Origin of the sequence: Micromonospora craterilacus, assembly GCF_003236315.1 — a bacterium.
In the GTDB taxonomy this organism is placed as follows: Bacteria; Actinomycetota; Actinomycetes; order Mycobacteriales; family Micromonosporaceae; genus Micromonospora; species Micromonospora craterilacus.
Genome location: NZ_POTY01000214.1, coordinates 1 through 12,711, shown reverse-complemented (window position 1 = coordinate 12,711; position 12,711 = coordinate 1). Strand labels below are relative to the sequence as shown.

The following is a 12,711-nucleotide window of genomic DNA, read 5'->3' as shown; positions in this document are numbered from 1 at the left end:
GGCGAGGAGGGCTTCCGCCAGGGCGGGGAGAAGGAGGGCGATCTGCCACTCGCGGGCGTTGAAGCTGCGGAGCACCTCGGCCACCGTCGCCTCGGTGATTTCCTCGGGAGGTTGCCAGGCGACGCGGCGGACGGTGTCGGGGGTGATCAGGTTCTCCGGTGGCAGGTTGTGCTCGCCGGCCACCCGCAGCACCACCTCCCGGCAGCGGGCCAGACGGGCGGCGGCGGCCGGATCACGTTCGGCCCAGCGGTGCGGCGGAGGAGGACCCTCCACCGTCGGTGTCACCGGCAGCGCGTCGTCCGGCAACTGCCGGGCGTCGTCCAGCGCCGCCAGCCAGGTGCGAGCCAACCGGCGCACCGAGCGCCCACCGAAGCCGGGCAGGGTGAGCAGCGTCTTCTCGTCCTTCGGGTCAAGCTCGGCCGCCGCGACGATGGCCGCGTCGGGCAGCACCCGGCCCGGTGCCGCGTCCCGGCGGGCGGCGATCTGGTCGCGGGCGTACCACAGGGAGCGGACCCGGGCCTGCGCCCGCGCGCCGCGTACCCGGTGGATGCCGGAGGTGCGTCGCCACGGCTCGGCCCGCACCCGGGGCGGCCGGGCGCCGGTACGCACCAGCGCGGCGAACTCCTCCGCCGCCCACTCGGACTTGCCCTGCCGGGCCAGCTCCGCGTCGAGCGCGTCACGCAGGTCGGTCAGCAGCTCGACGTCCAGCGCGGCGTAGGTCAGCCACGACTCGGGCAACGGCCGGCTGGACCAGTCCGCCGCGGAGTGGTGTTTCTCCAGGCTGAAGCCGAGCAGCTGTTCGGTGAGCGCGGCCAGGCCCACCCGTTCGAACCCGGCGAGCCGGGCGGCCAGCTCGGTGTCGAACAGCCGACGCGGGCGCAGCCCCAGCTCGGCGAGGCAGGCCAGATCCTGGCTGGCCGCGTGCAGCACCCACTCCGCCTCGGCGATCGCGGCGTCGAGGGCGCTCAGGTCGGGCAGCGGCAGCGGGTCGATCAGCGCGGTGCCGGCGCCGCCGCGGCGCAGCTGTACGAGGTACGCCCGCTGGCTGTAGCGGTAGCCGGAGGCGCGCTCGGCGTCCAGGGCCACCGGCCCGGTGCCGGCCGCGAATCGGGCCACCACCTCGGCGAGCTGCTCCGGTACGGCTACCGGCTCGGGGGTGCCCTCACGGGGCGCGGTCAGCGGTACGGACTCGCCGCCGGTGGGTTCGGTCCCCGCGTCCGACGGCTCCGGCCGCGCCGACGGCGGGTGCTGGGTTTCGTTTCCCGTACGGCTTGCGGCGGCCCGACGGCGCAGGGGTGGTTCGTCGGTCACCTGACAACCCTAGTGCGCGAGCGGATCGCGCGCCGCGCACCCGCCCCGCCGCGTGTCGGCTGATCGTCGTGGGCCGCCCGGAAGCCCCTGCCGTTCAGCCGGTGGTGGCCGGCCGGCGTTCCGGCAGCGCGGTGACGCCGGGTGGGGGCAGGCCGGCGGTGGAGGCGAGCAGGGCGCACCAGGCGTACAGGTGCGGGGTCAGGTCCAGGCCGGTCGGGGTCCACGAGGCGCGGATCTCGATGTCGCCCGCCGCGGGCGGGCCCGCCAGCTCGCCGAACCGGGTCGACGTCGTCTGCGTGATCGTCCCGCCGATGGCCCGGTGCCCCGCGTCATGGGCGTCGAGGGCGTCGGTGAGCCAGGTCCAGCCGACGCCGGGCAGCAGCGGGTCGGCGGCGAGGTCGACCTCGAGTTCGGCGGTCACGTAGGTGACCAGTCGCAGGGTGCCCTGCCACGCCTCGTGCCCGGCCGGGTCGTGCAGGAGGATCAGCCGCCCGGTGGTCATCTCCTCGCCGTCGCGCAGCACGGACGCGGAGAGCGCGAAGGAGTACGGCGCCAGCCGTTGCGGCGCGCCCACCTCCTCCAGGACGATCTCCGGCCGGGGCGCCGCGGACCGGAGCCCGGCGACCGCGCGGGCGAAGGTGTCCGGAAGCGCGATCGGGGGGGCCATGCCGGCAGCCTATGCCGCCGCTCGGCTCGCCGTCGGGACGGCGCGCCGACGACCGACCTGCTGATGATCGTGTGCACGTCACAAAGGTGGCGGTGGGCGCGGGGACGGGTCGGGGCGCGTGGCACGATGGCCGCGATGACCACCGACACCACGGGCACCGCCGCCCGAGACGACGCACCCCGCCCCGGCGGGCCCGCCGATTCGCCCTTCGTGCGGGCGTGTCGGCGCCAGCCCGTCCCGCACACGCCGGTCTGGTTCATGCGGCAGGCCGGCCGGTCGCTGCCGGAGTACCGCGAGATCCGGGCCAACGTGGCGATGCTGGAGTCCTGCCGGCGGCCCGAGCTGGTCACCGAGATCACCCTCCAGCCGGTGCGCCGGCACAACGTGGACGCGGCGATCCTGTTCAGCGACATCGTGGTGCCGGTCGCCGCCGCCGGGGTCGACCTGGACATCGTGCCCGGAACCGGGCCGGTGGTGGCCGAACCGGTGCGCACCGCCGCCGACGTGGAGCGGATCCGGCCGATCGGCCGCGACGACGTCTCATACGTCGACGAGGCGGTCCGGATGCTGGTCCAGGAGCTGGGCGACACCCCGCTGATCGGCTTCGCCGGCGCCCCCTTCACCCTGGCCAGCTACCTGGTCGAGGGCGGCCCGTCGCGGACCCACGCGAAGACCAAGGCGCTGATGTACGGCGAGCCCGAGCTGTGGCACGCGCTGGCCGGCCGGCTGGCCGAGGTGACCCTGGCGTTCCTGCGGGTGCAGATCGAGGCCGGGGTCTCCGCGGTGCAGCTGTTCGACTCGTGGGCCGGAGCGCTCTCCGAGGCCGACTACCGCCGCTTCGTGCTGCCCCACTCGATCGCCGTGCTCTCCGGGCTCGCCGACGTGGGTATGCCCCGGATCCACTTCGGGGTGGGCACCGCCGAACTGCTCGGCGCGATGGGCGAGGCCGGGGCCGACGTGGTCGGCGTCGACTGGCGTACCCCGCTGGACGCCGCGACCCGCCGGATCGGGCCGGACAAGGCCGTGCAGGGCAACCTCGACCCCTGCGTGCTGTTCGCCCCGTGGCCGGTGATCGAGGCCGAGGTGCGCCGGATCCTCGACCAGGGTCGGGCCGCCCCCGGGCACGTGTTCAACCTCGGCCACGGCGTGCTGCCGGAGACCGACCCGGAGGTGCTGACCCGGGTGGTCGCCCTGGTGCACGAGCTGTCCGCCCGGGGCTGATCGCGATGGCGACGCGGTGGCGGGTGGCGGTGGTCGGCGGCGGCATCGCCGGCCTGGCCGCCGCGCTCCGGTTGCGCGACCGTGCCCCCGAGGGCACCGAGATCATCGTGTACGAGCAGTCCGGCACCCTCGGCGGCAAGCTGCGCACCGGCGAGCTGGCCGGCGGGCCGGTGGAGTTCGGCGCGGAGTCGTTCCTGATGCGTGACCCGGCCGGCGGGGAGTCCGCGGCCGTGGCCCTGGTCCGCCGGCTCGGACTGGCCGGGCGGATCGTGCACCCCACCGTCGGGCAGGCGGCGCTCGCCGTCGACGGCGGGCTGCGCCCGATCCCCGGCGGGACGCTGGTGGGCGTACCCGGGGATCTGGACAAGGCGGCGACGGTGGCCCGGCCGACTCCGGAGGCCGGCCGCGACGGCGGCCGGCCGCTGCTCGGCCCCGACGACGACGTCTCCGTCGGCGGGCTGGTCCGCGCCCGGTTCGGCGACGAGGTGGTCGACCGGCTGGTCGACCCGATGCTCGGCGGCGTGTACGCCGGCCGCGCCGACGACCTGTCCCTGGCCACCACCATGCCGGCCCTGGCCCGGGCGGCCCGGTCGGCGCACACGCTGCTCGGCGCGGTCCGCGCGGCACAGGCCGCCGCGCCCCGCGCCCCCGGCGAGCCGGTCTTCGGCACCCTGGCCGGCGGGCTGAGCACCCTGGTCGACGCGGCCGCGACGGCCAGCGGCGCGACCATCCGTCGGCACGCGGCGGTACGCGAACTCACCTCGACCGGTGCCGGCTGGCGGCTCACCGTCGGCCCGACCCGCGACCCCGAACACGTCGACGTCGACGCGGTGGTGCTGGCCGTGCCGGCCCGCCCGACGGCCCGGCTGCTGGCCGACGTCGCCCCCGAGGCGGCGGCAGGCATCGGCGGGCTGGACTACGCCAGCGTCGCCCTGATCACCCTGGCCCTGCCCGAACCGGCGCTGCCGCAGCTCTCCGGCTTCCTGGTGCCCGGCACCGAGGGGCTGCTGATCAAGGCGTCCACCTTCTTCACCACCAAGTGGGGGCACCTGCGTCGGCCGGACGGGCTGGCCCTGGTGCGCGCCTCGGTCGGCCGGTACGGCGAGGAAGCCCAGCTCCAGCGCGCCGACGAGGACCTCGCCGCCACCGTGCACCGGGAACTGTCCGCGGTGCTCGACGTGCCGCTGCCCGCCCCGGTCGACGGGCACGTGCAACGCTGGGGCGGCGCGCTGCCGCAGTACACCCCGGGCCACCTCGACCGGGTGGCCGCCGCGCGGACGGTACTGCGGGCGGCGCATCCGACGTTGACCGTGGCCGGCGCCGGCTACGACGGGGTCGGCATCCCGATCTGCGTCCGCTCCGGCGAGACCGCGGCAGAGGAGATCATCACAGCACTGGAAGGATCGGGGAGATGACCGAGGAGCAGAGCAACGCGGCCCGGCTGCGGGAGCTCAACGCCACCATCCGCTACACCATGTGGTCGGTGTTCCGGGCCAGCGCGCCGCTGCCGTCGCTGCGCGACAACGTGACCGGCGAGGTCGAGTCGCTGATCGAGGAACTGGCCGGCAAGGATGTCACGGTCCGCGGCACGTACGACGTGTCCGGCCTGCGCGCCGACGCGGACCTGATGATCTGGTGGCACTCCTCGTCCAGCGACGACCTCCAGGACGCGTACCTGCGGTTCCGCCGGACCACCCTGGGTCGGGCGCTGACCCCGGTCTGGTCGCAGATGGCGCTGCACCGGCCGGCCGAGTTCAACAAGAGCCACATCCCGGCGTTCCTCGCCGGCGAGGAGGCCCGCGCCTACCTCTGCGTCTACCCGTTCGTCCGCTCGTACGACTGGTACCTGCTGCCCGACGCCGAGCGGCGGGAACTGCTCGCCGAGCACGGCCAGATGGCCCGGGGCTACCCGGACGTACGCGCCAACACGGTCGCCTCGTTCGCGCTCGGTGACTACGAGTGGATGCTCGCCTTCGAGGCCGACGAACTGCACCGGATCGTCGACCTGATGCGCGACCTGCGCGGCTCGCGCGCCCGGCTGCACGTGCGCGAGGAGGTCCCCTTCTACACCGGCCGCCGCCGCCCGATCGCCGACATCGTCTCCGCCCTCGCCTGAGGTGCAAGGAAGGGCACCTTATTAACGCCTGGCGTTGTACAGGGGGCCCTTCTTAACGCGTCGACCCGCAGCGAGCGATGCCGCCGGGCTGGGCTACGCCGCCGGGCCGGGCGGGGCCGCGCCGGAGGGAGAATGGCGCGGCCCCGACCGGGGTCAGGTGGTCGCCGTACAGGTCAGCGTCGGCGTGCTGTTCGTGCCGGTGTTCGAGGCCAGGAACCCGAATGTGGTGCTGGCTCCGGCACCGAGGCCGCCGTTGTAGCTGACGTTGGTGGCGGTCACCGCCGAACCGCTGGAACTGACGGTGGCGTTCCACGCCTGGCTGATCTGCTGGCCGTTGGCGTACGTCCAGGTCACCCTCCAGCCCCGGATGGCCGCGCTGCCCGCGGTCACCTGCACCTCGCCCTGGAAGCCACCGGACCAGGAGTTCGTGACCCGGTACGTCGCCGCGCAGGCACCCGCCGGCGGGTTGGTCGGCGGCGGAGTCGTCCCACCGCCGAACTGCACGTCGCTGCAGATGTAGTACGACTGGTCCAAGTGGCTGGCCTGCCAGATCGTGTACACGATGTGCCGGCCGGTGCGGCCGGGAGCGTTCGCCGGGATCTCGATGGAGACCCCGCCGCTCTCCCGCTGCCACTGCGACGCCGGGGTGTTGCCGATCTGGCCGACCAGTTCCAGGTTGGACCAGGCCAGCGGCTGGGTCAGCGCGTCGTAACCCTGCCGGGTCACGTACACCCGGATGTAGTCGGCGCCGTGACTGGCCTGGTCGAAGAACTTGACCCGGAAGTTGTTGGAGATGGAGGTGGTCCGCCAGGCGCCGACCGTGTCGAGGGCGTTGTACCGCCCGCCCTCGGTACGGCCGCCCGAGCAGAGCTGGCCGTTCGGGATGGCACCCTGGTGGTTGCCGGCCACGCCCTCGCGGAACAGGCCGTTCCAGTTCCACATGGCGTTCGGGTTGGCCTGCCAGGCCTGCCAACACATCGGGTCCTCGGTGGCCATCCGCGGGTTCTGGAAGTCGCCGCCCCACCGGTCCCAGCAGCCGTAGTTGCGGGACGCGGGGTTGATCACGGACCCGTGAGCGGAGGCGGGATTGGCCAGCGCAGTGGTGAGCAGCAGCGTGGCGGTGGCCGCGACGGCCAGCAACCACAGCGCGCGTGATGATCTGAGAAGATTGGACATGGAGCCCCCAGGGGGAGTCGTCGGATCGCGACATCGCCCGGACCTCCGGGAGTTGCCTCTCCCGCGCCAATTGCGTGGCCGTGTACTGGCTCCGACGGGAAGAATGGCACAAAACATCGCCATCCGTCAATGCGGCGGCGTGTGGTTGGTCAGCGCCTCATCGGGGTGTGCGGGATGCCGTCCTCGACGTACTCCGGTCCGCTGACCGTGAAACCGTGCCGGGCGTAGAAGTCGACCAGGTGCGACTGGGCGTCCAGCACGCACCGCCGGTCACCGATCTCGGTCAGCGCCGCGGCCATCAACTTCCCGGCGTACCCGCCGCCCCGGGCCGCCGGCGCGACCACCACCCGCCCGATCCTGGCCACCCCGTCGGGGTCGGCCAGAATCCGCAGGTACGCCACCGGAGCGCCGCCGTGGGTCAGCCACAGGTGCCGGGTGCCGGGTTCGACGTCACGCCCGTCGAGTTCCGGGTACGCGCACTCCTGCTCGACCACGAACACGTCGACACGCAGCCGCACCAGGTCGTGGAAGGTGCGCGCGTCCAGGTCGGCGAATCCGGCGACCCGTAGTTCCGTGCTCGGCATCCGCCCAGGTTAGGCCGTACCTGGCCCGGTGCTCGTTCCGGGTGGTCGCCCGCCTGCGACCCGCTCCCGGCCGTGGGCGCTCGCAGCTTCCGGTGCGCGTGGTTGCTTTCGACTCCGAATCCGCCGAGGGGGTGGGGGATCAGGCGGGACGGGCGCCGACGGCGTCGCGGATCTCGGCGCCCTGCTCGGCCTCCACCGCCCGGGCGCAGTGCCCACAGCAGAAGAACCGACCGGACACCTCCACTCCGTGTCCGACGATCTTGATCTGGCAGTGTTCGCAGATCGGTGCCAGCTTGTGCACGGCGCACTCGAAGCAGTCGAAGGTGTGTACGTCACCACTGACCGTACGCACCTCGAACGCCAGCCAGTAGTCGTTGCCGCAGACCTCGCACGTTGCCACGACGGATCCCTCCGGAAGCTGATGTTTCGCTCAGCGTGCGGCATGTCGGTGGGCGGACCGGGGCGAAATGGCGGAGGTCGCCCAGGGGTGGCGGCGTGTCGGCCCCGCGTGTCGGCCGTTGTACCAGGTGACCTGGCCGGGGCCGGCGAACTCGCCGCCGCGTCGGGTGGCCTGGCCGGCGTCTTGTGGGTTCCGCGAACCAGGAGGAAGACGATGATCAAGCGCAACCGACTCTTCGGCAGCCAGACCCGGGTCACCTTCTGCCTTCCCCGGGACGCCCCGCCCGGCACGGTCAGCGTGGTCGGCTGCTTCAACGGCTGGACACCCGGCCAGCACGAGCTGGTCGCCCGCCGTGACGGCACCCGGACGGTGACCGTACGCCTCGGTCCGGGGCGGTACCGCTTCCGGTATCTGGCCACGGGTGGGCTGTGGTTCGACGACGAGTCCGCCGACCGGCTGGACGACCAGGGCGGCTTGCTGGTCCTGTGAGTTTCGGCCGTCTTTTATCGACAATGGTCTTTACTGTTAACAAGGTTTAAATTATGTTGGTGGCACCTCACCAGGCAACACGCCCGCGAAGGAGCTGCCACCATGCGCCGAAGATTCGTCCTTCCGCTCGTCGCGACGGGCGCCATGCTCTCCACCCTGGCCGTCGCCACCCCGGCCCAGGCCCACGGTTACGTCTCGTCGCCGCCGAGCCGCCAGGCGCTCTGCGCTCAGAAGCGGGTCCCCGACTGCGGGCAGATCCAGTGGGAGCCGCAGAGCGTCGAAGGCCCCAAGGGGCTGCGCAACTGTCACGCCAACATCGCGCACTTCGCCGTCCTCAACGACGACAACCGGGGCTGGCCGGCCACCTCGGTCGGCACCACGGTGACGTTCACCTGGGTCAACACGGCCATGCACGCCACCCGTGACTGGGAGTACTTCATCGGCAACACCCGGGTCGCGGTGTTCTCCGGCGGCGGACGCCAGCCCGGCGCGACCGTGTCGCACACCGTCAACCTGTCCGGCTACTCCGGCCGGCAGAAGCTGCTGGCCGTGTGGAACATCTCCGACACCGCCAACGCGTTCTACTCCTGCGTCGACCTGCAGATCGGTGGCGGCGGCGGTAACCCGACGCCCAGCCCGAGCCCGACCACTGCGCCGCCGTCGCCCACCCCGACGGCTTCGCCGACCACCAACCCGCCGGCTGGCGGCACCTGGACCGCAGGCCGTGCGTACGCCGTCGGCGACCAGGTCACCTACGGCGGGCGTACGTACCGCTGCCGGCAGGCGCACACGGCCATCGCGGGGTGGGAGCCGCCGAACGTACCGGCGCTGTGGAGCCTGGTCTGACCAGCGGGAGGTGCGGTCGGGCCCGGCCCGCGCCGCACCTCCCGCCGGCACACCGCACCCGCCCGGTGGTACGCCTCGTGCCCGCCGTGCGCCAGTCGCCTGCCGCGCGCCAGTCGCCCGGCGGGCCTGCGGTGTCCGCTGGGCGCCCGTTGCCTGGCGGGTATGCGGTGGTTGCCCTGCTCGTCGTGCTGCTCGCCGCCGGGTGCGGTGGGGCGTCGGCGCCGACGGCCGGCGGTACCCCGGCACCACCGCCCGCCGCAGGCGCGCCGGTGCCGGCCGTGTCCGGGACGCCCGACAACGCCGAGATGACCGGCATCGACCTGCTGTTCCTGTCGATGATGGCCGGGCACACCGAGCAGACGCTGGAGATCGTCCGGCTGGTCCGGGACCGGCTGGCCGACACCGAGCTGCGGACCCTGGTCGCCGCGATCGAGGTGACCGAGGCCGACGAGCTGGAGACCGCGCGTACCTGGTTGGCGCAGGCCGGGCGCAGTGCCCGGGCCGACGACCATGCCGGGCACGGGACCGGCCCGGACCAGCTGGCGCGGTTGCGCGACGCCTCGGACGCCGACCTCGACGCGGTGCTGATCGAGGTGTTCTGCGCCCACCAGCAGGCCGCCGCCGACCTGGCCCGGGCGCACCTGGCGGCCGGCAACGACGAGCGGGTACGCGACCTCGCCCAACGGGTCGAGCAGTCGCGTACCGCGCAGGTCGAGCTGATGGCCGCTCGCCCCGCAGCCCGGGGCTGACCGTTGTCAGGCGCCGCTGGGGTCCAGGCGGATGGAGAGCGAGTTCACGCAGTGCCGGGTGTTCTTCGGGGTGAAGCCCTCGCCGTGGAAGACGTGCCCGAGGTGGCTGTCGCAGCGGGCGCAGCGGATCTCGGTACGGCGCATGCCGAGGCTGTTGTCCTCGATCTCCTTGATCGCACCGGGGATGGCGTCGTCGAAGCTCGGCCAGCCGCAGTGCGAGTCGAACTTGGTGTCGCTGGGGTACAACTGCGCACCGCAGGCCCGGCAGCGGTACATGCCGGGCGTCTTGGTGTCGACGTACTCGCCGGTCCAGGCGGGCTCGGTGCCGTGCTCGCGCAGCACCCGGAACTCCTCGGGGCTGAGCCGGACCCGCCACTCGTCTTCGGTGCGGGGCAGTTCGCTGTCGGGAAGACTCACCCACCAACGGTACGTCGAAGGTCGGACCCATCGCATATGGTCGCGCAATGGGTGGCACACGGGCCGCGGCCGAGGAGATCGAGGTGGCCGGGCACACCGTCCGGTTGTCGAGCCCCGATCGGGTGATCTTCCCGAAGCGCGGCTTCACCAAGGCCGACGTCTTCCACTACTACCTGGGTGTCGGCGACGGCATCATGCGTGCGCTGGGCGACCGGCCGACCACGCTGCAACGTTTCCCCGACGGCGTCGAGGGCGAGATGTTCTTCCAGAAGCGGGTGCCGACCCGCGGCGTGCCGCCCTGGGTGCGTACCGCGGAGATCAGCTTCCCCAGCGGGCGGAAGGCCGCGGAGCTGTGCCCGGCGGACCTGGCCCACGTGGCCTGGGCGGCGCAGATGGGCACCATCGTGTTCCACCCCTGGCCGGTACGCGCCGCCGACGTCGACCGTCCCGACGAGCTGCGGGTCGACCTGGATCCGCAGCCCGGCACCGACTTCGCGCACGCGGCGACCGCCGCCGGCGAGCTGCGCGCGATCCTCGACGAACTGGGTGTGACCGGTTGGCCGAAGACCTCCGGCGGTCGGGGCGTGCACGTCTACCTGCGCATCCAGCCGCGCTGGTCGTTCGTGGAGGTACGCCGGGCAACCATCGCGCTGGCCCGGGAGCTGGGCCGCCGTCGCCCCGACCTGGTCACCACCGCCTGGTGGAAGGAGGAACGCGGGGAGCGGGTCTTCGTCGACTTCAACCAGATGGCTCGGGACCGCACCATCGCCTGTGCGTACTCGCTGCGGGCCAACGCGCGGGCGACCGTGTCGACTCCAGTCACCTGGGACGAGCTGCCTGACGTCGACCCGGACGACTTCGACCTGCGTACGGTGCCGCAGCGGCTGGCGGAGCAGGGCGATCCGCACGCCGGCATCGACGACGCCGGGTGGGACATCACTCCGCTGCTGGAGTGGGCCGAGCGGGACGCCGCCGCCGGCGAGGGCGATATGCCGTACCCGCCGGACCATCCGAAGATGCCCGGCGAACCGAAGCGGGTGCAGCCGTCCAAGGACCGCGATCGCCCCCGCTGACCCGCCCGCCGCCGCCCCGTCGGCTCCTCACGCGTTACCTGCTGCCCAGCCTTCCGCACACCTGCGGCTGGCTTCGCCAGTTTCCTGCGTGTCGGCTTCCCTGTCTCGCTGGCGGCCCGATTTGCCGCACCCAGGGCATGCTGACCAGCAAAATCGTGCTCGATCCTGGATCGAGTGGCTTCCAAGTCGCTTCGAGGCCACTCGATCCGGCATCGAGCACGACCTTGGGTGCCCTCTTCGGCTATGAGGTGGGACGGCCCCGGCTGGTCGAGCCGTCGGCCGGCGTCAGAGACTGAGCTTCATGCCCTCATGGCTGGCGACGAAGCCCAGGCTGAGGTAGAAGCGGTGTGCGTCGCGGCGGCTCTTGTCGGTGGTCAGCTGCACCAGCCCGCAGCCGCGCTGCCGTGCCTGGTCGATCGCCCAGGCCATCATCTGTCGTCCCAGGCCCCGGCCGCGCTGGTCCGAGCGGATCCGGACCGACTCGACCAGTTGCCGCTCGGCGCCGTGCCGCCCGAGCCCGGGGATGTAGGTGAGCTGCATGCAGCCGAGCACCTCGCCCCCGGCATCGGCGACGACGAGCTGGTTGCGCGGGTCGGCGGTGATGTCCGCGAACGCCTTCTCGTACGTGGCGTCGACCTCGCCGACGTCGCGGGTGCGCCCCAGCACGTCGTCGGCGAGCAGGTCGAGCACGGTGGGCAGGTCGGCCCGGACCGCCTCGCGGAAGATCACGTCGCTCATCCCGCGAGGGTCGCACAGCGGCGCGCACCAATGCGCGGGGCCGCCGGACGCCGAAGGGCCGACCCCGGTTGGGGGGTCGGCCCTTCGGCTGGTGGTGTGGAAGGAAGGGGCCCTTCCTAGCACTGTTGGGTTGTCAGCTGGCGGTGTAGCCGCGGGTGGCGATCCAGTTGGCGAGGTTGTCGACGCTCATCCGGTAGGAGGCGGTGTTCGGGTTGGCGGAGTCGGCGATCGTGACGGTCTTGCCGTTGTCGCGGTAGCCGACGACGCTGATGTAGTGGCCGCCTTCGAAGGAGTGGGTGGTGCCGTCGGTGTCGGTGGCGGTGCCGGCGATGTTGGCGACTACGGCGCGGCCGTCGTCGACGGTACGGACGACGTCGTCTCGGAGCTTGTCGGCCTGCTTGGTGTCGGCCTTGGCGCTGTTGATCTCGACGGACTTGTAGACGTTCTTACCGGTTTCCTTGTTCAGGACGGGGGTGATGTCGTTGATGGAGTTGGTGCCGTCTTCGGTGGTGCCCATTTCCTTGGCCATGGCGTCGACGTTGATGTCCTTGCCCTGCACCGACAGGGCGTTACGGGTCGCGGCCGGGCCGCAGTAGTAGAAGTTGGGCTGGGCTTCGTAGCGGACGTTCAGCTCACGCTCGCTGCTCTTACGGTCGGCCTTCACCGAGGCGGTGGCGGCCTGCGCGCCCGGGGTGGCCTGGGCGGCGATGGCGGGTCCGGCGATGCCGCCGGCGGTGGCGGCGGTGGCGGCGATGGTCAGGGCGGTCTTACGCAGGATGTCGGTACGCATGATGAGTCACGCCTTCCGTTCGGGGGTGTGCGCGGTCCACACCGCGAAATGCGGGGACAGCGGGTGGGCCGTGCGAAAGGGGAAGTCGATCCGGGTTCGTCGGCGATCCGCGGGGGACCTGCTCGACGTCCGGG

15 protein-coding genes are annotated in these 12,711 nt (G+C 72.6%); 7 read left to right on the top strand and 8 right to left on the bottom strand.

The genetic code is table 11. The features are described from left to right. A partial coding sequence (locus tag C1I95_RS26270) for a ribonuclease D (protein WP_111217682.1) occupies positions 1 to 1,311 on the bottom strand: 1,311 nt, incomplete at its 3' end. 94 nt (positions 1,312 to 1,405) lie between these two features. Beyond that, a complete protein-coding gene (locus C1I95_RS26265; RefSeq protein WP_111217679.1) occupies positions 1,406 to 1,978 on the bottom strand; it encodes a DUF3000 domain-containing protein in 573 nt (190 codons plus the stop codon). 135 nt (positions 1,979 to 2,113) lie between these two features. Here C1I95_RS26265 and hemE point away from each other — a divergent pair, with 135 nt between their 5' ends. Genes hemE through hemQ form a run of 3 tightly spaced genes read left to right on the top strand, consistent with a single transcriptional unit; the run spans position 2,114 to position 5,315 of the window. Further along, positions 2,114 to 3,199, top strand: a complete 1,086-nt coding sequence (gene hemE, locus C1I95_RS26260) for a uroporphyrinogen decarboxylase (RefSeq protein ID WP_111217684.1) — start codon at positions 2,114 to 2,116, stop codon at positions 3,197 to 3,199. Between the two features lie 5 nt (positions 3,200 to 3,204). Beyond that, positions 3,205 to 4,614 (top strand): protoporphyrinogen oxidase, encoded by a 1,410-nt coding sequence (gene hemG, locus C1I95_RS26255; protein WP_111217677.1) that lies wholly within the window; start codon positions 3,205 to 3,207, stop codon positions 4,612 to 4,614. Further along, positions 4,611 to 5,315, top strand: coding sequence for a hydrogen peroxide-dependent heme synthase (hemQ, locus tag C1I95_RS26250; RefSeq protein WP_111217675.1), 705 nt, complete (start codon positions 4,611 to 4,613; stop codon positions 5,313 to 5,315). Before hemG ends, hemQ begins: the two co-directional genes overlap by 4 nt. A gap of 153 nt (positions 5,316 to 5,468) precedes the next feature. Here hemQ and C1I95_RS26245 read toward each other — a convergent pair whose 3' ends face one another. The 3 genes from C1I95_RS26245 to C1I95_RS26235 form a co-directional block, all read right to left on the bottom strand. Then, positions 5,469 to 6,491, bottom strand: coding sequence for a lytic polysaccharide monooxygenase auxiliary activity family 9 protein (locus C1I95_RS26245; protein WP_111217673.1), 1,023 nt, complete (start codon positions 6,489 to 6,491; stop codon positions 5,469 to 5,471). A 149-nt stretch (positions 6,492 to 6,640) separates the two neighbouring features. After that, positions 6,641 to 7,075 carry a GNAT family N-acetyltransferase gene (locus C1I95_RS26240; protein WP_111217671.1) on the bottom strand — a complete coding sequence of 145 codons (435 nt, stop codon included), beginning with the start codon at positions 7,073 to 7,075 and terminating at the stop codon, positions 6,641 to 6,643. 139 nt (positions 7,076 to 7,214) lie between these two features. Continuing rightward, the gene (locus C1I95_RS26235) at positions 7,215 to 7,475 is read right to left on the bottom strand and encodes a metallothionein (protein WP_111217669.1); all 261 of its coding nucleotides are present in this window, start codon (positions 7,473 to 7,475) and stop codon (positions 7,215 to 7,217) included. A 213-nt stretch (positions 7,476 to 7,688) separates the two neighbouring features. Here C1I95_RS26235 and C1I95_RS26230 point away from each other — a divergent pair, with 213 nt between their 5' ends. The 3 genes from C1I95_RS26230 (at position 7,689) to C1I95_RS26220 (ending at position 9,559) form a co-directional block, all read left to right on the top strand. Then, positions 7,689 to 7,964, top strand: a complete 276-nt coding sequence (locus C1I95_RS26230; protein ID WP_111217667.1) for an isoamylase early set domain-containing protein — start codon at positions 7,689 to 7,691, stop codon at positions 7,962 to 7,964. A gap of 102 nt (positions 7,965 to 8,066) precedes the next feature. After that, complete coding sequence (locus C1I95_RS26225) at positions 8,067 to 8,810, top strand: lytic polysaccharide monooxygenase (RefSeq protein WP_111217665.1); 744 nt, start codon at positions 8,067 to 8,069, stop codon at positions 8,808 to 8,810. A 167-nt stretch (positions 8,811 to 8,977) separates the two neighbouring features. Further along, positions 8,978 to 9,559 (top strand): DUF305 domain-containing protein, encoded by a 582-nt coding sequence (locus tag C1I95_RS26220; protein WP_111217663.1) that lies wholly within the window; start codon positions 8,978 to 8,980, stop codon positions 9,557 to 9,559. 6 nt (positions 9,560 to 9,565) lie between these two features. Here the strand turns inward: C1I95_RS26220 and msrB are convergent, their stop codons facing one another. Further along, positions 9,566 to 9,976, bottom strand: a complete 411-nt coding sequence (gene msrB, locus C1I95_RS26215; protein ID WP_111217661.1) for a peptide-methionine (R)-S-oxide reductase MsrB — start codon at positions 9,974 to 9,976, stop codon at positions 9,566 to 9,568. 47 nt (positions 9,977 to 10,023) lie between these two features. Between msrB and ligD the strand changes: the two genes are divergently transcribed. Beyond that, positions 10,024 to 11,049 (top strand): non-homologous end-joining DNA ligase, encoded by a 1,026-nt coding sequence (ligD, locus tag C1I95_RS26210; protein WP_111217659.1) that lies wholly within the window; start codon positions 10,024 to 10,026, stop codon positions 11,047 to 11,049. Positions 11,050 to 11,334: 285 nt separating this feature from the next. On the opposite strand, the gene C1I95_RS26205 is transcribed toward ligD, so the two are convergent. After that, positions 11,335 to 11,787 (bottom strand): GNAT family N-acetyltransferase, encoded by a 453-nt coding sequence (locus C1I95_RS26205; RefSeq protein WP_111217657.1) that lies wholly within the window; start codon positions 11,785 to 11,787, stop codon positions 11,335 to 11,337. 133 nt (positions 11,788 to 11,920) lie between these two features. Beyond that, complete coding sequence (locus C1I95_RS26200; protein ID WP_111217655.1) at positions 11,921 to 12,577, bottom strand: C39 family peptidase; 657 nt, start codon at positions 12,575 to 12,577, stop codon at positions 11,921 to 11,923. Positions 12,578 to 12,711 lie beyond the last annotated feature (134 nt).